Source organism: Bradyrhizobium sp. 27S5 (assembly GCF_037217225.1).
GTDB lineage: Bacteria > Pseudomonadota > Alphaproteobacteria > Rhizobiales > Xanthobacteraceae > Bradyrhizobium > Bradyrhizobium septentrionale.
The window spans coordinates 4888234-4908332 of sequence record NZ_CP147714.1; the positions used below are offsets into that span (position 1 = coordinate 4888234).

A 20099-nucleotide genomic window follows, 5' to 3' on the forward strand; every position below is an offset into this window, starting at 1 on the left:
GTCAGATGATTGCCATCGAACCGACCTGGACGCCGGAGCGCGTCGACCAACTCAAGATCTACTTTGAAGCCGGCCTCTCCTGCCGCGACATCGCCGTCAATATCGGCGTCAGCCGCAATGCGGTGATCGGCAAGCTGTCGCGGCTGAATCTCACGCGCACGACGCCGGACGAACGCCGCGCCCGGCGGAAGAGATCCAGCGCGCACGCCGCGCAACGGGCGACGGCGAAGCAGCAGCTGCAGCTGCTGCAGTCGGTCTACCAACAGGAAGCCGACGATGCGCCTGTTGTCAGCGCCAACAACTGCTCGCTGTTCGAACTGAGCGAGCAGCGCTGCCGCTGGCCGATCAGCACCCCGGGCGCCGACGATTTCTGCTTCTGCGGCAATACCCCGCTCGGCGGCATGCCCTATTGCTCGGGGCATTACCGCCTCGCCTATCAGGCCGGATCGCGCCAGCGCGCGATGCGTTGATCAGCCGACCTTCCAGCCGGTCGCCGCGACCAGGTTCTGATAGAACTCCGGCGTATAGGCCTGCTCGGGCGTGTTGCGCACCCGCTCGTCGAGCGTATGCGCATCGTCGCCGACCAGGATGCGCCAGCGCTCGGCCTTGACGCCGTCGAGGATGATCTTGGCCGCCGCGGCGGCCGAGGTCGGCGCCTCGTCGTGGAAGATGCGGGCGCGGTCGAGTGCGATCTGCTGGATGTCGGCATCCGACATTTTGGCGACGTCGATGCCCTGCCCTTGCAGGCGCTGGCGGGCCTGCTTGAGCTCGTCGGCATTCAGCTGGTCGGAGCCATTCTGCACCTTGCGCGAGTTCGACACGATCGAGGTGCCGATATGGCCGGGCATCACCACCGAGCATTTCACATGCGGCGCGTTGAGACGCAGATCGTTGATCATCGCCTCGGTGAATCCCTTCACCGCGAACTTCGCCGCGCTGTAGGCGGTGTGCGACACGCCCAGGCCGACCGAGGCCCAGAAGCCGTTGACGCTCGAGGTGTTGACGATGTGCGCCTCGTCAGCCTTCACCAAGAGCGGCAGGAAGGTGCGGACGCCGAGATAGACGCCGCCCCAGCAGATGTTGAAGGTGCGCTCCCATTGTTCACGCGTATTGGTGAACAGGCTGCCGCCACCGCCGATGCCGGCGTTGTTGAACAGCAGGTGGATCTTGTCTGTGGCCTGCTGCTCGATCAGCTCATCGCGGAAACGCTTGTAGTGATCCTCGATCGACACGTCGGCGATGTGGGTGGTGATGCGCAGGCCCTGCGGCAGCTTCTCGACCTCGCAAAGCCGCTTGGTCTCGGCCATCGCCTCGGCCGAAACGTCGCACATCGCGACATTGCATCCCTCGGCAACGAGCTGCCGCGCGAGTTCGCGTCCCATGCCCGTGCCGCCACCCGTGATGACGGCAATCTTTCCAGCAAAATCCTTCATGTGAGATCCGTTCCTTCCCTGCTTCTTGTTCGTTTTGGCGGGAGCGCGGATCGCAGTCCCAACCGCTTTGGCTGAGGCACTCTACATCACCGAATTATCGCCCAGCAACGGCGCCCGCCGTGCAGCCGGCGGTGCACGGAATCATTCCGTGTTGCGAACAATATCCATTGATCAAAAGCGCTATTCGGCGGTCTCGATGTGCACAGGCGCGCGCCGCCGCAGCACCGCGCTGCCGGCGCTCAGGACCAGCTTGAGGAGGCCGCGCCACGAGAAGTCGATGACCACCTCATGGTGCCGCAATCCCTTGCCGCCCTTCACCAGCCCGAGATCCCGTATCAAGCAATAGTGGCCGCTGCTCATGCGCGCGAGGCGGCTGTTCTTGAAGAGTCCCATGAATGGCGAGAATGCACTGCGGATCGATTCCGTCAAATCTTGACGGCGTCGAATCGGCGAGACGATGTGAACCTGTGTGCGGTTGGCAGCCGGCAATGGCAGCGCGCCTCACGATCGGGCAGCAGCGGTCCAGCCTTAAATCAAAAACCTCCGGCAGGGCATTGCCGGAGGTCTGGGAGGCTTAGCAGCAAGCTAAGAGCCATCATTCAATGTGTTGTTGGCCACTGCATATATAGTTTAGTAGATCAGGTAAGTAAATAAGTTTGCGGCCAATGAATCGCATGGCTCGTCTTCGTCGTTCGCGTGGACCGAGATGACGCAGCTCTGCTTCCGCAATCGCAATCGATTCTCGCCAAAGAAAAACCCCGGCAGTTGCCTGCCGGGGTTCTGTAGGATCGTGATCAGATCAACCGGTATTACCAGTTGCGCTGAGCGCGGAAGAGCATCTGGACAGTGTCCTGATCCTTCAGCTCGTAGGTCGCGACCGGCTTGCCGATGCCAGTCGAGGACGTGGTGATGACGCCCGAATACTTCTGATCGAGGTGGACGTAGGTCACGTCGGCCGAGAAGGTCAGGTTCTTGACCGGGGTCCAACGGGTGATCACGCCGATCTGCGAGATGTTGTAGTCGGGGTTGCAGTTGGTCACGCCAGCGCCGCCAGCGAACGCGGCACGGAAGGTACCACCCACGCCACCAACGCCGCAGATGAGCGCCTTGGAGGTGTCGTTGTACGAGACTGCGGCATAGGCGCCGTAGATCGCGGTGTTCCAGTAGGGATCCCAGTTATGGGTGTAAGCACCGCGCATACCCCAGGTCTTGATGGACTGCTGCGCTCCGCCGGGGCCGAACACCGTGTCAGGTGCCGTACCGAAGCCAACGCTGCCATAGACGCCGGGCAGGCTCGAGCCACCGTAGATGGCGACCGAGCTGGCCTGGCTGGCCAGTTCCTGGATGTTGTAACGGGTCGCACCATCCGTATAGACGCCCTGGATGTTGATGGTGTCGCCGGGTCCGGTCGGGATGTTCTTGATCGACAGGGCCAACGCACCAGCCCAACCCCACTTGTCGTCGGGATGACCGGTCAACTCGGTGCCGCCGTAGTAGGCAGCGTGGTTGTCATGCGCGGCGACCGACGCCTGGAAGATACCCCAAGCCTGGTCGACCTTCAGCGCAGCGACGAAGTCCGGCGCGATCGTGCCGGCGTAGTCGCTGGTGCCGTAAGCACCACCGGCGCCGAGGTTGTTCACGCCAGCCTGCATGTACGCCACCTGGTCCTGCGCCGACAGTGCGAGCTGCACGCCGTTGCCGAACTGCGCGGTGTAGGTGAACTGGTTGATGCCGTTGGTGGTGTTCACGCCACCGACGAGACCGTCGTAGTTGTTGCCCGGATAACCGTTCCAGGGAGCAGCGAACTGCGAGACCGCCTTACCCATGGTGAAGCCGGCGAACTGGATGAAGGCGTAGTAGACGCCGACTGCACCGGCAGCCACGTTGCCCGAACCAGCGTTGTTCGGCGCAGAAGCCGAGCCGATCGCCGAGTAGACGGTCGAGCCGTTGCCCTGGCCGGTGTAGCTGTCGGAGGTCCAGGTGAACACCGCGTCGAAATAGGTGCGGACCACGCCGTACTCGGTCGCGGTGCGGGTGTCGATGTTGAAGTCTTCACGCGAACGCCAGGTGTAGCCGTTCGTGAAGCGGTTGTTGGCGCCGCTGGGGCCATTGATGTTCGGGCCGTAGACGCTGTTGCCGTTCACCACAACGTCAGCGCGCAGGTAGCCGCCCAGCTTGATGCAGGTGTCGGTGCCGGGGATGTAGTAGAAGCCCGGACCATAAAGAGAGCAGATCTTCACGTACTCGACCGCTTTGGCCTTTACGGGAAGATCGGCCGCCTGTGCCCCGCCGACCGCGACCAGCGCAGCCGTCGAGCCCAGGATAAGGCTCTTCAAATTCATATTAAACCTCCAAGTTGCTCATATGCGTAGAGTCCGGAGCTGCGAGCGCCCCGTGATCCTCCCGCATTGTCCAAGACCGCTTTCCCCAAACCCCGCACCCGCAGATCAATCTGTGGAGTGCGACGGACTTGAACGATCACCGCAACGGGACGATCGAGATTCCCCTACCGCCGGGTTCAATATGCCTTGGCGAGTTCGCCAATCAAAATAGTTTATAAAGTCAGGAATGCGATTGCGGCCACACTGTGTCTCGCCGGCAACGCTGCCCGTAAGCCCTTTGGTTAGCAGGGAAAACTTGTCGCACTGCAAATGGTCCAATCGTCACAGGACCGTCATAATTACTTTACGTTCACTTGCGTTCGTTGGCGGCTTACGAGAAAGATCGCGCTGCCGAGCGGGAAACAAGAATAAGTCAGCGCAAAGCTGAGTCGGCACCTAGGGAAGAGGAAAGCTGTGTCAGTGACCAGGAAGGATACGACGCGCCTGCGCGCCATCGAGCATCTCGACATCATCAAGCGCTTCACGCTCGAAATTTCCTCGATCAATTCGCACCTCGAACGTGTCCGCCAGATCTGGGGCAAGGCGCTTGGCGTCAGCGGTCCGCAATGGATGATTCTGATCGCGATCTCGGATCTCGACAAGGATGACGGCGTGCCGATCAACGTGGTGTCGAAGCTGCTGCACGTCGATCCGTCGTTCGTGACCACGCAATCCAAGCTGCTCGAGCAAAAGGAGCTGCTGCGTCGCACCCCCTCGCTGGCCGATGCGCGCGTGGTCCGGCTGTCGCTGACCGACAAGACGAGGAAGCATCTGGCGGGCCTCGCCAGCCAGCACAAGGCGTTCAAGAGGACCGTATTCGAGGAGTTCAGCGAGCCTGAACTGGCCGAATTCACGGCCAAGCTGGCGATGCTCAACAACCGCCTGGAAAAGGCGTGTCTGATCGTCGCGATGGATTCCGATTCCTGAAGCGACCGGCGCGGCGCGCCTGCGATCGCGGCCCTACGATTCGACCAGAGCCTTTTCCGTTCCGATGGAATCGGAACGGGGCTCTAGATTCCTGTTTTGACGCGTTTTCTTTACGCGAACCGGTAGCCACTTCGCTCGAAAACGCTCCAGGCACCCGACCGGGTCGGGCAACAGCCTCGCCGCTCAGCGCGGTGACCTATCCATGGCCTCGCCCGGGCGACTGGAAGGCCAGAAAAGCCGCAATACCCAGCATTGCAGCCCAGACCAGGAAGTGTTCAGCGATCACTATCAGCCCTCCATTTGATTGATGGAAAGCATGAAACGGGCCACGCGATGGGCTGGACACTTGAACGGGCTGCACAAAGAAACGGCTGGCGAACAACCCTGCATACCGTCTGCGGAACGAGTGCTCACCGCAGACAGCCCGCCCGAAAGCGCCGCACCGTTCGACCGAACGCAACTACGACAGAATGTTGAAGTCCGCCGCGGTGACCGTGCCTGCGGTCGCACCGTTAAGCCAGACCGCGGTGGCGCCGTCGACCTGAATAACGAAGTACGCGCCGTTCTGGTAGGAGTGTGCCAGCACATCGGCGAACGAACTGAAGCCGCTGCCAGTGAACTGCACGGTATCCGTGGCAACGTTCCAGTCCTGGACCACCTGGACACCCGGCGCTCTCCGGGAGACGAACGTATTGTTGCCGCCGCCGCCGAAATAGTAGTTCACGCCGGTGCCGCCATCGAAATAGTCGTTGCCGGCACCGCCGATGAGAACGTCGACGCCGTCACCGCCATACATGACGTCGTCGCCATTGCCGCCGTAGAAATAATCGTTGCCGGCCTGGCCGTACATGACGTCGTTGCCGTCGTCGCCGATCTCGACCGCGCGGCCATTGGCGACGATGACGTCGTTGCCTGCTCCGCCGTAGGCGGTGCCGCCGTCACCGACGCTCATGTAGATCCAGTCGTCGCCGGCGTCGCCTTCGAGCAGATCGACGCCGTCGTCTCCCACCAGCGTATCGTTGCCGTTGCCGCCGAACGACGTGTCGTTGCCTCCGCCTCCGAACAGCACGTCATTGCCGTCGCCACCGAAGAGCAGGTCGTCGCCGCCGCCGGCCACCAGGACGTCGTTGCCGCCGTTGCCATAGAGGCCCGGTGCTACGGAGGTGCCGGAGGCCACAAGGATGTTCGCTCCGCTTTCGTTGCCCTCGCCGCCATAAATCGTATCGCTGCCGGCCGAGCCATACAGAGCGTCGCGCCCGACACCACCGTCGATGTAGTGGGACTGCGTCGTCAGCGTGCCGCCATCCTGAACATAGTCGTCGCCGTTGCCGCCGTACTCGAACGACGTGCTGGCGGTATTGCCACCCTGAATCCAGTCATTGCCAGCGCCGCCATACATCTCGCCGTAGGCCAGACTGCTCCATTGCGCCGTCAAGAAATCGTCGCCCTGGCCGCCCTCCCAATAGTCGGAGCCGGCAATGCTGCTTGCCAGTGTGTCGTTGCCCTGGCCGCCATAGAGCGCGTCAAAATTGCTTGCAGAGGTGACGCTGTTGTCGGTGCTATCTCCGTAGAATACGGGCATGTTTGACTTCCCTGAATACTGGCTCTCGTCGAGGCGACGTTGTGCTTCCGGCTTCGCGAACCTCGCAATCGAGAACGCTCTGGCGCCTTAAAGAGCTAAGCGGCGAGCGCCAAAGTCGCCTCGATGACGAGCGCTCCAGCTGGAGCGCGATTTCATAGTATTGAGAAAGGGCGCCAACGGAGATGCCCACCCGGGCTACCCCAACCTGACGACCACCGCGCGACCGGCCTTCCACTGGATCCCGCGCAGCTCGCACAAGCCTGCGAGGAGGCGGACGCGGTTGGCGCCAACGACTTCAATTTCCACGATAATTGCTGAATGCCGCAACCCTGCTCGCCGTGACCAGCGCACCAGCCCGCGATCGCCGAGGCGCTTTGCTGGATCGTCGACACGGCGCTGTGCGTCATTGAGCCGCGGCGTGCGCGCGCAGACGTATCGCTTCGTCAGCCAAACGGTCTTGCAGCGATTGTGATTGCTTGAAACAACGCCGCCTTTGCATTTGCGCTGCTAACCGGGCGATCTCATCACCGATGGTAGGCGGCGGGGTGATGAACCCTAACAATCGAACGACGCAGAGCGCCCGGAACGGCGGACGAAAAAATTGGCGAACAATTGGCAACGGGCAGCTTTGTACCGCCCGCCCCGATCCGCCACAGAATGTATTGAGTAAAATGGTCGGAGCGAGAGGATTTGAACCTCCGACCCCTAGTCTCCCAGACTAGTGCGCTAACCGGGCTGCGCCACGCTCCGATGCCGTTCCATTAGCTGCGATCCTGCGTTCGCGCAAGGCAAAGCAGGCCTTTCAGGGCTGCAATCGGGACCCCGGTTCCCCGGGCTCAGCCATCCTTCATCGCGGCATCGATCATCTGCCGGCAGGCGACCAGTTCCTGCAGCACGCGTTCGAGCCGCTCGCGATCGGCCGACGGAACGGAGGGGCGCACCGGCGGCGCCGCAGCCGACGCCTTACCCGGCTGCGCGGACGCCTTGCCCGGATGGGCGTGCGCCTTGTAGGTCGACAGGATCGGATCCTCGTCGGGATCGACGAATCGGTAGTCGATTCCCTGCTCGTCGCCGTCGCCCTCCTCGCCGTCGAAATCGAGGCCGTCATTGCTCTCGAGCTCGTCGGGCTCGGCCATGCTGTTGCCGACCGCCTCCTCGACCGCGCCGAACGAGACCGCCGCGGTCTGGTCGGCGATGCCTTGCACCGACTTGATGCCATGCTCCTTCAGGATCCGCTGCACGCCGCGGATGGTGTAGCCCTCGCCGTAGAGTAGCCGGCGGATGCCCTTGAGCAGGTCGACGTCGTCAGGGCGATAATAGCGGCGGCCGCCGCTGCGCTTCATCGGCTTGATCTGCGCGAAGCGCGTTTCCCAGAACCTCAGCACATGCTGGGGAATATCAAGCTCGTCAGCGACTTCGCTGATGGTACGGAACGCATCCGGCGCCTTGTCCAAATGCCCGCTCCTCTCGCCTCAATGGCTAGAACCCTTTCCGTTCCGATTGAATCGGAACGGAGCTCCAGATTCTAGTTTTGGCGCGTTTTCTTCACGCGAACCGGTATCCACTTCGCTTGAAAACGCTCTAGTCGGCCTTGCTGCCGTCGCCATTGGTGACGGCATGGCCATTGATCCGCTGCTTCAGGATCGCCGACGGCTTGAACACCATCACCCGCCGCGGCGAGATCGGCACCTCGGTGCCGGTCTTTGGATTACGCCCGATACGCTGGCCCTTCTTGCGCACCATGAAGGAGCCGAATGACGACAGCTTCACCGTCTCGCCTTTTTCAAGGCAATCGGTGATTTCCTTCAATACCAACTCGACAAATGCCGACGATTCCGTGCGCGACAAGCCTACCTTTTGGTAGACCGCCTCACACAAATCGACACGCGTCACTGTTTTTCCGGTTCCCGTGGTCATCGCCTGCCCCGCACTCTCGGCGAACAATTTCTTGACTGAAATTAAAAGCTTAGCGCGCAATGGTCAACAGCGACCAGCATCCGGACGCCGGAAAGATACCGGCAACCTGTTGGCACTCTTTAATGACGCGCTACCAGCGCACGAGCGCCGAGCCCCAGGTGAAGCCGCCGCCCATCGCCTCAAACAGCACCAGATCGCCCTTCTTGACGCGTCCGTCCTTAACGGCGACCGACAGCGCCAGCGGGATCGAGGCCGCCGACGTGTTGCCGTGCTTGTCGACGGTCAAGACCACCTTCTGCGGCGCAATATGCAGCTTGTGGGCCGATGCGTCGATGATTCGCTTGTTGGCCTGATGCGGAATGAACCAGGTGATGTCGTCGGCGGTAAAGCCGGTGGCGTTGAACGCATCGACGATCACATCGGTGATCATGCCGACGGCGTGCTTGAACACCTCGCGGCCCTCCATCCGGAGATATCCGACCGTCCTGGTCGAGCCGGGGCCGCCATCGACGTACAGCTTCGACTTGTGGCGCCCGTCGGAACGCAGATGCGTCGTCAACACGCCGGGATCGCTGATCGTGCCGGAATGCTCCTGGGCCTCCAGCACGACCGCGCCGGCGCCATCGCCGAACAGCACGCAGGTGCCGCGGTCGTTCCAGTCGAGGATGCGCGAGAAGGTCTCGGCACCGATCACCAGCGCCCGCTTGTGGTGGCCGGCACGCAGGAAATTGTCGGCGGTGGTCAGCGCAAAGACGAAGCCCGAGCACACCGCCTGCAGGTCGAAGGCCACGCCATGGTTGATGCCGAGCCCGTGCTGGACCGCGACCGCGGTGGCCGGAAAGGTGTTGTCGGGCGTCGAGGTCGCCAGCACGATCAGGTCGATCGACTGGGCGTCGATGTTGGCATCGGCGAGCGCGGCGCGCGCCGCATTGATCGCGAGATGCGAGGTGAACTCGTCATCTGCGGCGATATGGCGCTCGCTGATGCCGGTGCGCTGCACGATCCAGTCATCCGACGTGTCGATCCGGCTGGCCAGTTCGGCATTGGTCAAAACCCGCTCCGGCAAATATGAGCCGCAGCCGAGCACTACCGAACGTATCGCAGTCACGAGACAGCCTCCTGCGCGGTCGGCGCCTTTACCAGGGCGCTGCCGTCGCGGTTGAGCATCTGATTGATCTTGGTGAGGAGATCGTAGTGGGCCATCTCATAGCCAACATCCACCGCATAGGCAAAGCCTTCCGCGTTGATGCCGCCATGGCTCTTGACCACCACGCCGTTCAGGCCGAGCAGCAGGCCGCCATTCGACTTGTTGGGATCGAGCTTGTCGCGCAGCTTCTGGAACGCGCCGCGGGCAAGCAGATAGCCGATCCGCGCCAGCCAGCTCGACGACATCGCCTCGCGCAGCAGCGTGAACATCTGGCGCGCGGTTCCCTCGGCGGCCTTGAGCGCGATATTGCCGCTGAAGCCTTCCGACACGATGACGTCGGCGAGCCCCTTGCCGATCGCGTCGCCCTCGACAAAGCCGATATAGTCGAACTGGTTCGAGTTCATCGCGCGCAGCATCTCGGCCGCCTCGCGGATTTCGCCGTGCCCCTTGATCTCTTCGGACCCGATATTGAGCAGGCCGACGCTCGGCCGTTCGAGGTTGAACAGCACGCTCGCCATCGCGCTGCCCATCACCGCGAGCGTCGCCAGATGGTGGGCGTCGCCGCCGATCGAGGCGCCGAGATCGAGCACCACCGAATCGCCGCGCAGCGTCGGCCACACCGCGGCGAGCGCCGGGCGGTCGACGCCGGGCAGCGTCCGCAAATTGATGCTGCCCATCGCCATCAAGGCGCCGGAGTTGCCGGCGGAGACCGCGACGTCGGCCTCGCCATGCTTCACCGCATCGATCGCCAGCCACATCGACGACGCCCTGCGGGTCCGCCGCAGCGCCTGGCTCGGCTTCTCGTCATTCTTCACGGCGACGTCGGTATGGATCACCTTCGATACTGCCTTGAGCGCAGGATGCTTCGCGAGTTCCGGCTCGATCTGGGCCCGGTCTCCGACCAGCAGGAATTCACTGCCGGGATGACGGCTCAATGAGATCGCGGCGCCGGGAATGACCACCGATGCGCCGACATCGCCCCCCATGGCGTCAAGCGCGATTCGAACCTTTTGAGGCATGAACGTCCCGGAAACCTGCTCTCCCACAGCCCTTCAACGCAGGCCGCGAGCTTGAAGTCACCGCTGTCAACGGCGCGCGGCCAAACACCAATTCGCGTCCCGGCCGGGCCGCGACAATAGCGTTTCCGCGGTCCGACACAACCTCTTGACCGCAAACGACCGAGCCGTCAAACCCGTCACGCAACACATCCAAACATACCAGAAATATATTATATTTCAACGCATTGCGACATTTATTTGAAGTGACCACCGACATCCCTCGCGAAGCCGTGCAAGCAAGCCATCCCCTCAAATGTGGCTTCAGAGCGTTTTCGAGCGAAGTGGATCCCGGTTCGCGTGAAGAAAACGCGTCAAAACAAAAAAGCTGCCCTTAGCCGCCCTCAACTGCCCTTGGGCTACTTGCCGTTAGGCTTTTCCTTCAGCGCTTTCAGCGCGGCAAAGGGATGATTTTCCGGATCAGGGGCTTCAACCTCCTGTTCAAACACCGCATCCACCTTGCGCGGATACGGGTCTATGCCGAGAAACAGCGCATCGGTGGCGAGCCGGCCGATGTCGATGAAGCCGCCTGTGATCGGCTCCGGCGGATCCGGCGTTTCCTCATCGCCGGCCTCGGCGTCGTCGACCAGGTCGGCCATCTCCGGGATCTGCTCGGGCGGCGCGAACATCACATCGATCTCTTCATCGATCTCGTTCTCGATCGGATCGAGCGTCACCACGCAGGTCTGCCCGACCTTCGCCAAAACCCTGCCGGTGACGTGGCAGCTGCCGTCGCGCTTGGGCTGCAGATCGAACGTCGCGTGCGCCGAGATCACCTCGCGCAACTCCGCGGCCTCGGCCATCGCCTTGCGCACCGCCTCGTCGGCCACGATCTCGCGATGCAGACCGGTCTCCGGGATTTGCGCGACATTGACGAGAACGCGCCAAGGGTCCCGCACGGCATCGGGCCGTCCTGTGGTCCCGCCGCTCATGCCGCCGTCCCCGCAGCCTGCGGCGCGGGAAAGCGCCACGCGCCCTCGGTCAGCGCCGCGAGGTCGGTGTGATCAAGCACCGCCATTGCCTCCCCGGCATAGGCGGCCAGTTCGCGCGCCTGGTCGATATTCTGGCCGTTGTGGATGTTCTTGCAGAACGACTGGGCCAGGGCCTCCTCGCTGTCGGTCAGCGCCAGGTCATAGGCTGCGGTGCGGCCATAGAAGGCCTCGCCGAACGCCTGCATGCGCTTGGGCACCGTGAGGTCGCCGATACCCATTTCCCGCAGGTTGTCGTCCATGTCGATGCAGAAATGATCGAACAGCGCTTGCGACAGCGCGACGCCGCCCTCGGCGGACTTTAATCGCCGCAGCACCAGCCAGAGATGCATCAGAAGCAGGTCAAAACGGCCGTTAACCGTGTCGGGAACGCCCAAGTCACGGTAAAATAACGGTTCTCGCGCCTGCGTCACGATCATGCCATAGATGGTCTCAATGGTGCTGCGCGCGGGCACCGGGGGTCTTCTGAAGTGATTGAACGGCCAAAGCATGACGGGTTCCGGCTGCCGGCCCCCCAAAGGACACCTGTTGAGCGGTCGCCCATTGGAGCGCGGCATGATTGCAATCCATTGAGCTGCCCGGTACGTCAATGCCACGGCCGATGCAAGGGGACGGATCAGTTCCGCCGATGAACCACACTCTTCCACGACAGTCTCGCGCCGCTTCCGCGCGCGGGTTTTTCACGCGCTTTCGCGCGATCGCCGTCATTGGCCTGGTCTGCGCCGCCCTCGGCGGCTGCGCCGGCGAACAATTCCAGAAGGGCTATATCCTGCCTGAAGGGGCGCTCGAGCAGATCCCGATCGGCGCGAGCCAGGATCAGGTGCTGATCGTGCTCGGCACGCCCTCGACCGTCGCAACACTGGACGGCGAGGTGTTCTATTACATCTCGCAGCGGACCTCGCGCCCGGTCGCCTTCATGAACCAGCGGGTGGTCGACCAGCGCGTGATCGCGGTCTATTTCGACAAGAACCGCCAGGTGCGCCGGCTCGCCAATTACGGCCTCAAGGACGGCAAGATCTTCGACTTCGTCAGCCGCACCACGCCGACGTCGGGCCAGGAAATGTCCTACCTGACACCGCTCTTCAAGCTGCTGAGCTTCAACTGACCGGAATCAGCTATCGCGCCCCGCCCAAGTCCGGGATGCTCAAGTCCCGGACGCTCAACCAATTCTCACCCGGCTGGTGTCGATCTGCCGCCCGGTAAGGTCGGCGACGTGGCTGTCGATCAAATTCCACTCGGTGCAAGCAGCGGTGTACCAGGCCTGACTGACGATGAGGTCTGCCGCCGACGTCGCGGCCTGCAGCTTGGCGATCACGCCGCCGAGCTCGCCGTCCAGAGCGGTCCAGCCGGTCCGGAGCGAATCAAGCGCGTTTTCGATCATCGCCATATCGCTCAGCACGAGCCCGGTGCTCATGGTCAGCGCGCCCAGCGTTGCGACGATCCTTTGATCGTCGGTGAGCGCCGACTGATCAGAGGCGATCTTCTGCTGATAGCCTGATATCTCCGATTGCATGGCATTGATCTGGCCCTCGGCTTCGGCGATCGAGGCCACGCCGATACCGGCCAGGATCAGCGACGCGCCGCCGGTCAGCGGCGCGAACACGACACCGAAGATGGTTTCGATGATGCCGCGCGTGCGCGCGGCTTTCGCCCGTGCGATCGCCTCGCGGTCGGTCTGGATTTGCACGTTGAGCAGTTTGATCTGGTTGTTGATCGCATCGATCTCGCCCTGAATCTGCTGCTCCTGGGCCTGTACCTGCCCGACCGTGTTGCGCATCGCCTGGTCGGCCTGCAGCATCGCCTGCTCGAACGTCTGGAGCTTGCCGAGATAGTCCGCGATCTGTCCGATCATGGCCTGGATCGGCGGCTCAAGCGCCTGCATCGCGGTGATCAGTTCGGCCTTGCCGCCGGCCGAGAAGCGTTGCTCGAGTGCGGCAAACAGAGCGTCGATCTGCGGCGCTGCCGCGACAAACGCCTGCCCGGCGGCGGCAATCGTATCGAGGATGTCGGTCTGGAAATACAGCACTCCGCTGCGGCGCCAGCCGACGACCAGGTTCTCGGCGGCGCCGAGCTCCTGGTCGAGCTGATCGTACCAGGGGGAAGCGACCTCCGCGATCTCGGCCTCGATCACCGCCTGGCAGGACGAGTTGAGCAGCACGATCGCGCCCATGCTCGCGTCGATCTCCGCATTCGTCGCCGCACCGCTGAAAGGCATCTCGTCTCCCCTCTGTTACGCGGCCCTGCCGGGGATTCCGATCGAAGCGGTCGCCAGCTTCTGCGCGAACTGCGTGGCAGCGGCCCATTCGGCCTGCGTGGCCGCGCCGAAAGTGTCGGCCGCGAACGTGCCCAGCGTGACCTTGCCGGCCCTAAGCTCCGCCAATGCATCGCCCATCGCGTCCCGAAGCGCGCCCCAGGCACCGATGAGCTCACGCAGACGCGTCAGTGCATCGCCGGTCGAGCCCAGCACCTGCTCGGCGGCAGACAGCGCAAGCGCCGCCGCGGCCTTTGCGTCAGGCGATTGGTCCGCCGCCGCGCGCAGCGCAGCATCGCGGGCATGCATGGTCTCTCCCCATGCACTGATCGTTGCGAGCCTCGTTTCGAGGCCGGCGACGGTTACGTGCAATGACTGATCCAGTGGGCCGGTGAGTTCGAGCCCGATTTCAACGAAGGGATCGCCTGCGCCCTGCGCATCCGGATGATCAGCCGCAATCGAGCTGACCTGTGAAGAGATCGCCGAAAACGTCGTGCCGTGGTTGATGACCAGCACCAGAACTTCGCCGGTGACATCAGGCCCGATATTGTCGATCCAGTCCTGCGCCTGCGCCTTGGCGGCATCGAGCTTGCTGTTGAGGTCGTCGAACCAGTCGGGTTTTGGCGACGGCTGGATCAGCGGCGCGTTGAGCAAACCATGGCAGGCTGCAGTGACCGCGGCGAGACCCTCGAAGGTCGCCTTGCACGCAGAAGTTAGCCTGCCCAGGCCGCCCACATCCGGTTCGCCGCCTGGCTTGTCGTTCGACATGACGAATTCCTTTCAAGCAAGGCGGGCACCGCCGGCAGGCGGCGGTGCCCGCGAGATGATCAAGCGGCTTTGCCGTCCATCGCCAGTTCCTTGGCCGGATATGAAACCGGGGCATTGACCAGCCCCTGCGCAAACGACGTCGCATCGGCCCATTCCGAGGCTGCAGCGGTGGTGAAAGCACCCGCCACGATGGTGCTGAGCGCCGCTTCAGCCGATTCAAGCTTCGCCAGCACGCCCTGCAGTTCGCCCTGGAACACAGTCCAGCTGGTGCGGAAGTCGGACAGCGCGTTGCTGGCGTCGGTGATGTACTGGATCGCCTGGCTCGAGGCGGAGCCCAGCCCCTGCAGGGCGACCATCTGGCGCTTGTCGTCGTCCAGCTCCTTCTGGTCCTGGGCGATCTCGTCGAATTGCTTGTTGATCTTGCTCTGCATGACGCCCCACGTCACGGCGCCGCCGACGACCAGCAAGCCGCCGGTGCCGGCAACAAGGAGGCTGGCGCCGCCCGTTTCAGGCGCGAGCGCGATACCCACCACCAGGAGAAGCAATCCAATGGCGATGCCGCCAGCGGACGCCGCGATCGCGATATTCTCGTTATGAATGGTGTCGTTGAGCACCTTGATCGCTTCGTTCATCTTGCTGATGTCGGCGCTCAGATCCGCTTCCGCCTTCTGAATGCTGACCGCACCCGAGGTCAGGGCGTCGTGCGACGCCTGCATCAGGTCGCCCCAGTTCTTCATCAGCGTCTGTGTGGTGTTGGCATTGGTGACGATGACCTGCACCGACTGCTCCAGCGCGGCGACCAGCTCATGAACCTGCTTGACGTAGGGGTTGTCGGCGCCTTGTGCGTCCGGGTGTGCGTTAACGATCGACTGGATCGTGCCGGTGACGGCCGAATAGGTCGTGCCGTAGTTGATGACCTGCACCGGAACGCCGCCGGTGACGCTGGGCCCGATATTGTCGATCCAGTCCTGCGCGTGCGTCTTGGCGACGTCGAGCTTGCTGTTGAGGTCGTCGAACCAACTCGGCTTGGGCGACGGCGGCACGAACACCGTGTTCAGGATGCCGTGACACGCCTGGGTGATCAATGACAAGATCACGAAGGCCGATTGGGTTTGGGTCTCGAGCTTGGTGGTCGCCGCCAATTTCGGCGCTGCTTTTACTTTCAGTTTTGCTAGTGCCATCATGATCTCTCTCCTGCGCGGTGCTAGGTTGCGATCGGATGCTGCGGGTCCAGCGTCACCGGCGGCCCGACCGTGGTCTTGGTCGCCGGTATTGCGATTGCGAACTTGCTGATCGCCTGCCAGTTCGCGTTCGCGATCGGGATGGTGAAGATGTCGAAATAGGTCGCCGGGTCGGCGCCGGCTTGAAGCGCCTGGATCGCCTGCTGCACCTTGTCGCGCTCGGTGCTCCACATCGTCACGATTTGGGGCATCACGTCGACGATGCGTCCGAATGTCAGCTCGAGATTGTAGAGCAGCCGCAGCACGAGCTTGGTGCCGGCGGCTGCCTGTGCCTCCTGGCTCGCCTCGATCTGGAGCTTGGCGATCTGCTGCAAGGTCTCGCCGACTTCGGCGGTCTTGGTGATGATGTCGTAATAGAATTTTCCGACGGTGAAGGCGGCGGCGGCCATCCCGAGGAAGGAGAAGGATTCGCCGACCCCGGTGGCGACGTTGTAGAGTGTCTTCACCGTAGTCGTGACCACGCTCTGGCCGGTGCTGATGTCGCCCGCGGTGATGGAATCCTGGAGCGAGCCGACCAGATCCTCCAGACGCGTGAGCTGCGCGGCGATCTTGACCATCTGCTGCTCTTCGTCCTGCAGCTCGGCCCACCCCGCATTGATGCTGCTCTCCAGCAACGGCTGGATGTTCTTGAAAGCCTGATAGTGGCCTTGCAGCGCCGTCGCCGCGATGTTCGTGGCGTCGATCGACTTGTTGAGCTGGCTGAGCAGAACCTCCTTCAGCAACTTGATCCACTGATCGCTTGTGGTGGCCTTGGCATCGGCCACGCCGGCGAAGGCGCTGCCATAGTTGCTGAACTGCGTCAGCACCGGTCCCCAGACCGAGGGCTTGTCCTCGATCCATTTCGCGCCGGCCTGCCCCAACATGCCGACCCGGTTGCGCACCGGCGCCAGCCAGTCGGGGTCCTTCACCAGCACGCCGATGGTCGTGCCGCTCGCGCTGATCGAATAGCTGTCGAGCCGCAATATCTCGTTGAACGCCTGGGCCAGCAGGCTGTTCGCGACGTTGATCGATGGGCTCAGCATGGTCAGGATATCTTCAGGAATGGATCGAAGGTCATGGCCTTGCCGTCCATGGTCAGCACGCAGGAATATTGCTGGTTGCCCTTGAAGCCCTGGGCTTCGACCCGGCCGGACCAATAGGTGCCGTCGGGCGTGGTCACCGACTGCGGAACGCAGATCTTGTCGTTGATCATCTGGCCGGTGAACTGGGTGATGTTCACGTCGCTGGATGGCGACACCCCGACCACGCTCCAGTTGAGGACCTGACCGTCCTTGACCGCGGTGTAGAGCTCCGCCTGCCCTTCGCTGCCCGAGCCCGCGTGTTTGTTGGTGTCGATCATATATACGTTGTCCTGAAGGTTGCCGGAGGCGAGCGCGCCTTCGACATCCGCCACGATCAACACATCGACTTGACTCAATGCGGCTGCTGCACGCTCTGTTTTATCTGCACTCACGCTGCTGCTCCCTGCGTTAGACGATCTTGATGGATGAGTTGAGCGTCATTGACCTTCCACCGATCGACAGGGCGATCGTGTAAGAAAGGGACGCGAATTGACCGTGGGATTCGACCCGGCCGGACCACACATCCGGGTTGCCCACCTGCGGAGCCGGCTTGCAGACCGACGTGGAGATCATTTGACCGGAGAAGCCGGTGATCGACACCTGGCCCGTGGGGCTGACGGGAGTGACGCTCCAGTTCACGACCTGGCCGTCCTGCACGACCGTGTTGAGCGTCGGCGTTCCCTCGTTCCACGACCCGAGATAGCCGTTGTTGTCAACCAGAAATGAATTGTCGACAGCCGATCCGCTGGAGAGCGCGCCCTCGGTATCAACAACGATCAGTGCGTCGACTGTTCCCATCGCTGTCCAATCCAAAAATACGAGGTGTCGTTAGCGCCCGCGCCAATCGCTTGGCAGCAAGGCACTGTTACAATTTTCGGCTTTATTTGTTAGAAAATACTTCTCTAGGTAGTTACACCCTGAGGTAGTATGCATGCACAGAGGCTGAGCGCAAGAACGATTCTTGTTCAACACGAAAAGTTGGTCATCGGCTTCACATGCGCGCTCAATTTAAAACCAATGCAACGCTGCGATAGCAAAACAGAGCAGCGCAGCTCCTTCGCGCGATTTCGATTTGTCGTGCTTCGACCGAGCGATTGCTCCAATCAATTTATAGTTGCTTGCAATATATTCACACGCTCGCAGCGATGCTCGTGCTACGCTCGCTATGAGCCCGATCATGCCAATCGGCTCTTCAAGGGCTCTCGTCAGCCTTCATTCAGCAGGGAGATCAACGTCATGGGCTTTTATGGACCGGAACCTTTCGATAGCGCACAGGCCGTTTATGTCTGGACGGGCTTGGGCGCGCCGGGATTCTTCTCCGTCACCGTCAAGGGGAACGCCCCGAATTTCACATCAGGAATCAAACTCATCCGCGACGAGCAATGGGTCGGTGGTCTCGCCATCAGGGTGATGGGATGGACCGGTCCGCTCGGCCAAGGCACCAAGCCCTACACGGTGAAAGGGTCTTTCCCCGGATCCTTCCTCAAGGAGATCGTGATTATCGGAAGCAACAAGACCGAAGTCATCAAGGTGAGCGAAATCCCGTTCACCAACGACGAAGCCTTCGCCAAGAACGCCGACGCGCTGGTGTAACCGCGCCACCGACCTGAAGCAGGCCTGCGCCAGGTCTGCTACGCCAAGTCTGCTGCGCCAAGTCGTCCGCTTGCCGGACAGCCGCGCCATGCCTACGCTCCCTGCAAAATAAAATCATGCAGGGAGCGAAGTCGTGACCAGGGGATTGACCAAGGGATATCTTTCTCGCCGAGGAGTACTTGCGGGGGCTGCGGCCCTTTCGACGGCAGCGATCCTGCCGCGCGCCAGTCGTGGTGCCGGCGACTGGCGGCCGTCTGAGACGGTTCGGATCATCGTGCCGGCGGCAGCCGGCGGCTCCACCGACGTGATGGGGCGGCTGCTCGCCGCGCATCTGCAGCCGATCTGGGGCCAGTCGGTGGTCGTCGAGAATCGCTCCGGCGCCGGCGGCACCATCGGCACATCGGAGGTCGCCCGCGCCAAGGGCGACGGCCACACCATCCTGATCGGCAATCCCGGCCCCAACGCGATCGCCTTCAGCATCTTCCGAAACCTGACCTACAAGGCCGACCAGTTGCAGGCGGTCTCCAACATGATCCGGATCCCGAACATCGTCTCGGCGCATCCGTCGACCGGGCTCAAATCGATCCCCGACTTGATCGACTATCTGAAGAAGAACCCCGACAAGCTGACCTACGGCTCATCCGGCACCGGACAGAGCCCTCACCTCACCGGCGCCTGGTTCCTGCAGCTCACCGGGCTGAAGATGACGCACGTACCGTTCCGCGGCGCCGGCCCGGCGCTGCAGGCCGGGCTCGCCGGCGACATCCAGATCCTGTTCGACAATCTGTATCCATCGCTGCCGCAGGTGCAGGACGGCAAGCTCAACGGGCTCTGCGTCACGACGCCCGAGCGCAGCGAATCCGCGCCCAACCTACCCACGATGCGCGAGGGCGCGCCGGAGCTGGCAAAATTCGACGTCTCGTCCTGGTTCGGCGTGTTCCTGCCGAAGACTGCGCCGGCGCCGGTGCTCGACGAACTGAACCGCCAGGTCAAGGCAATGCTGGAGCGCGACGACATCAAGAAGAACATCGCCGGCATGGGCGCGCGGGCCGACTACGGCACGCCGCAGCAGTTCTCCGATTTCGTCGATGCGGAAACCAAAAAGTTCGCCGCGATCATCGAGAAGGAAGGCTTGCAGATGGAGGTGAAGTGAGCTGGCTGCTCGGGTGCGGCGCCGGGGTCTTGAACCAGTTGAAGATGAGGAGAACCGCCGCGGCCAGCCCTACGGCGAGCATCGTCCGAGGCTGGTAGGAACCGACCCTGTTGATACCGACCTGCAGCTTGCCGCAGCTTGGACAGACGTCGACACCCATCGGCATCTCGCTGCCGCACTGGTTGCATTTGGTCATCTCGAACTTCATGGCGGAAAACCCACGGCCTGCACCGCAGGTTTGTCGCAGATCATGCACCTAGGGTTCAGTACACGCGGATCGCCCCGGCGGCGCTGCGAGGAGCGACGGCGCCGTGGGGCCGATTAGCCCACCGGGTCCGCGCGAAGCGCGGCCCGATGACAGGCCCAGGCGTAATCCGCCGCCGCGGTCAGACCCACTGGTGGATTGCGCTTCGCTAATCTACCCCGGGATTCTACGAAGACTTGTTGATCTTCTTGATCTTGGCGTCGGTTGCTTCAATCGACATGGCCAGTTCCAGGATCGCCTTCGACAGCAGCTCGATGGCCTCCTTCTGATCCTGCGACTTGGAGGCGCGCAGCGCATAGTTTCGTGCGGATGAGAGCGACATCGATTGATCTCCGT

23 protein-coding genes and 1 tRNA gene are annotated in these 20099 nt (G+C 62.5%); 5 read left to right on the forward strand and 19 right to left on the reverse strand.

The window, feature by feature from the left end:
* The first annotated feature begins 5 nt into the window (after positions 1-5).
* On the forward strand, positions 6-470 hold the full coding sequence (locus WDM24_RS22855) for a GcrA family cell cycle regulator (protein ID WP_338689141.1): 465 nt from the start codon (positions 6-8) through the stop codon (positions 468-470).
* Here the strand turns inward: WDM24_RS22855 and WDM24_RS22860 are convergent, their stop codons facing one another.
* From WDM24_RS22860 to WDM24_RS22870, 3 genes are all read right to left on the reverse strand, one after another.
* Positions 471-1433 carry an SDR family oxidoreductase gene (locus tag WDM24_RS22860; RefSeq protein WP_029082819.1) on the reverse strand — a complete coding sequence of 321 codons (963 nt, stop codon included), beginning with the start codon at positions 1431-1433 and terminating at the stop codon, positions 471-473.
* A gap of 180 nt (positions 1434-1613) precedes the next feature.
* Positions 1614-1793: a hypothetical protein gene (locus WDM24_RS22865; RefSeq protein ID WP_051346515.1), complete on the reverse strand. Its 180-nt coding sequence runs from the start codon at positions 1791-1793 to the stop codon at positions 1614-1616.
* Between the two features lie 449 nt (positions 1794-2242).
* Positions 2243-3775, reverse strand: a complete 1533-nt coding sequence (locus WDM24_RS22870; RefSeq protein ID WP_338689145.1) for a porin — start codon at positions 3773-3775, stop codon at positions 2243-2245.
* A 453-nt stretch (positions 3776-4228) separates the two neighbouring features.
* Here WDM24_RS22870 and WDM24_RS22875 point away from each other — a divergent pair, with 453 nt between their 5' ends.
* Entirely contained in the window at positions 4229-4741 is a 513-nt protein-coding gene (locus WDM24_RS22875) for a MarR family winged helix-turn-helix transcriptional regulator (protein ID WP_338827019.1), read from the forward strand.
* 460 nt (positions 4742-5201) lie between these two features.
* On the opposite strand, the gene WDM24_RS22880 is transcribed toward WDM24_RS22875, so the two are convergent.
* The 8 genes from WDM24_RS22880 to WDM24_RS22915 all read right to left on the reverse strand — a co-directional run bounded on the left by WDM24_RS22880 (position 5202) and on the right by WDM24_RS22915 (position 11922).
* A complete protein-coding gene (locus WDM24_RS22880; protein WP_338827021.1) occupies positions 5202-6323 on the reverse strand; it encodes a calcium-binding protein in 1122 nt (373 codons plus the stop codon).
* A gap of 672 nt (positions 6324-6995) precedes the next feature.
* Positions 6996-7073: transfer RNA gene (locus WDM24_RS22885), tRNA-Pro, on the reverse strand.
* 86 nt (positions 7074-7159) lie between these two features.
* On the reverse strand, positions 7160-7777 hold the full coding sequence (locus WDM24_RS22890; protein WP_338689152.1) for a MerR family transcriptional regulator: 618 nt from the start codon (positions 7775-7777) through the stop codon (positions 7160-7162).
* A 127-nt stretch (positions 7778-7904) separates the two neighbouring features.
* Entirely contained in the window at positions 7905-8240 is a 336-nt protein-coding gene (locus WDM24_RS22895; protein ID WP_021079083.1) for an integration host factor subunit alpha, read from the reverse strand.
* A gap of 130 nt (positions 8241-8370) precedes the next feature.
* Positions 8371-9348, reverse strand: coding sequence for a beta-ketoacyl-ACP synthase III (locus tag WDM24_RS22900; protein ID WP_166296888.1), 978 nt, complete (start codon positions 9346-9348; stop codon positions 8371-8373).
* Positions 9345-10406, reverse strand: a complete 1062-nt coding sequence (plsX, locus tag WDM24_RS22905; RefSeq protein WP_338827024.1) for a phosphate acyltransferase PlsX — start codon at positions 10404-10406, stop codon at positions 9345-9347. Before plsX ends, WDM24_RS22900 begins: the two co-directional genes overlap by 4 nt.
* Positions 10407-10801: 395 nt before the next feature.
* Positions 10802-11374 (reverse strand): DUF177 domain-containing protein, encoded by a 573-nt coding sequence (locus WDM24_RS22910; RefSeq protein ID WP_338689164.1) that lies wholly within the window; start codon positions 11372-11374, stop codon positions 10802-10804.
* Positions 11371-11922, reverse strand: a complete 552-nt coding sequence (locus WDM24_RS22915) for a ubiquinol-cytochrome C chaperone family protein (RefSeq protein ID WP_338827025.1) — start codon at positions 11920-11922, stop codon at positions 11371-11373. The genes WDM24_RS22910 and WDM24_RS22915 overlap by 4 nt, the downstream gene beginning before the upstream one ends.
* A 137-nt stretch (positions 11923-12059) precedes the next feature.
* Here WDM24_RS22915 and WDM24_RS22920 point away from each other — a divergent pair, with 137 nt between their 5' ends.
* On the forward strand, positions 12060-12536 hold the full coding sequence (locus tag WDM24_RS22920; protein WP_224741565.1) for an outer membrane protein assembly factor BamE: 477 nt from the start codon (positions 12060-12062) through the stop codon (positions 12534-12536).
* 54 nt (positions 12537-12590) lie between these two features.
* On the opposite strand, the gene makE is transcribed toward WDM24_RS22920, so the two are convergent.
* The 6 genes from makE to makC (WDM24_RS22950) are packed head-to-tail and all read right to left on the reverse strand — an operon-like array spanning position 12591 to position 17550.
* Positions 12591-13646 carry an alpha-pore-forming cytotoxin subunit MakE gene (makE, locus tag WDM24_RS22925; protein ID WP_338689169.1) on the reverse strand — a complete coding sequence of 352 codons (1056 nt, stop codon included), beginning with the start codon at positions 13644-13646 and terminating at the stop codon, positions 12591-12593.
* A gap of 15 nt (positions 13647-13661) precedes the next feature.
* The gene (locus tag WDM24_RS22930) at positions 13662-14450 is read right to left on the reverse strand and encodes a hypothetical protein (protein ID WP_338689171.1); all 789 of its coding nucleotides are present in this window, start codon (positions 14448-14450) and stop codon (positions 13662-13664) included.
* 59 nt (positions 14451-14509) lie between these two features.
* Positions 14510-15634, reverse strand: a complete 1125-nt coding sequence (gene makA / locus WDM24_RS22935; RefSeq protein ID WP_338827026.1) for an alpha-pore-forming cytotoxin MakA — start codon at positions 15632-15634, stop codon at positions 14510-14512.
* A 20-nt stretch (positions 15635-15654) separates the two neighbouring features.
* Positions 15655-16713 (reverse strand): alpha-pore-forming cytotoxin subunit MakB, encoded by a 1059-nt coding sequence (makB, locus tag WDM24_RS22940; protein ID WP_166296902.1) that lies wholly within the window; start codon positions 16711-16713, stop codon positions 15655-15657.
* 2 nt (positions 16714-16715) lie between these two features.
* Entirely contained in the window at positions 16716-17144 is a 429-nt protein-coding gene (makC, locus tag WDM24_RS22945; RefSeq protein ID WP_210292747.1) for an alpha-pore-forming tripartite toxin MakABE regulator, read from the reverse strand.
* Between the two features lie 16 nt (positions 17145-17160).
* Positions 17161-17550, reverse strand: a complete 390-nt coding sequence (gene makC / locus WDM24_RS22950; RefSeq protein ID WP_166296904.1) for an alpha-pore-forming tripartite toxin MakABE regulator — start codon at positions 17548-17550, stop codon at positions 17161-17163.
* Between the two features lie 129 nt (positions 17551-17679).
* Between makC (WDM24_RS22950) and WDM24_RS22955 the strand changes: the two genes are divergently transcribed.
* Both WDM24_RS22955 and WDM24_RS22960 read left to right on the forward strand, forming a co-directional pair.
* Positions 17680-18345, forward strand: a complete 666-nt coding sequence (locus WDM24_RS22955) for a hypothetical protein (RefSeq protein WP_338827028.1) — start codon at positions 17680-17682, stop codon at positions 18343-18345.
* Positions 18346-18490: 145 nt separating this feature from the next.
* A complete protein-coding gene (locus WDM24_RS22960) occupies positions 18491-19498 on the forward strand; it encodes a tripartite tricarboxylate transporter substrate binding protein (protein WP_338701383.1) in 1008 nt (335 codons plus the stop codon).
* Here the strand turns inward: WDM24_RS22960 and WDM24_RS22965 are convergent.
* On the reverse strand, positions 19461-19706 hold the full coding sequence (locus tag WDM24_RS22965; protein ID WP_224741564.1) for a hypothetical protein: 246 nt from the start codon (positions 19704-19706) through the stop codon (positions 19461-19463). The genes WDM24_RS22960 and WDM24_RS22965 overlap by 38 nt on opposite strands.
* Before the next feature lie 223 nt (positions 19707-19929).
* Entirely contained in the window at positions 19930-20085 is a 156-nt protein-coding gene (locus WDM24_RS22970; protein WP_165123933.1) for a hypothetical protein, read from the reverse strand.
* Positions 20086-20099 lie beyond the last annotated feature (14 nt).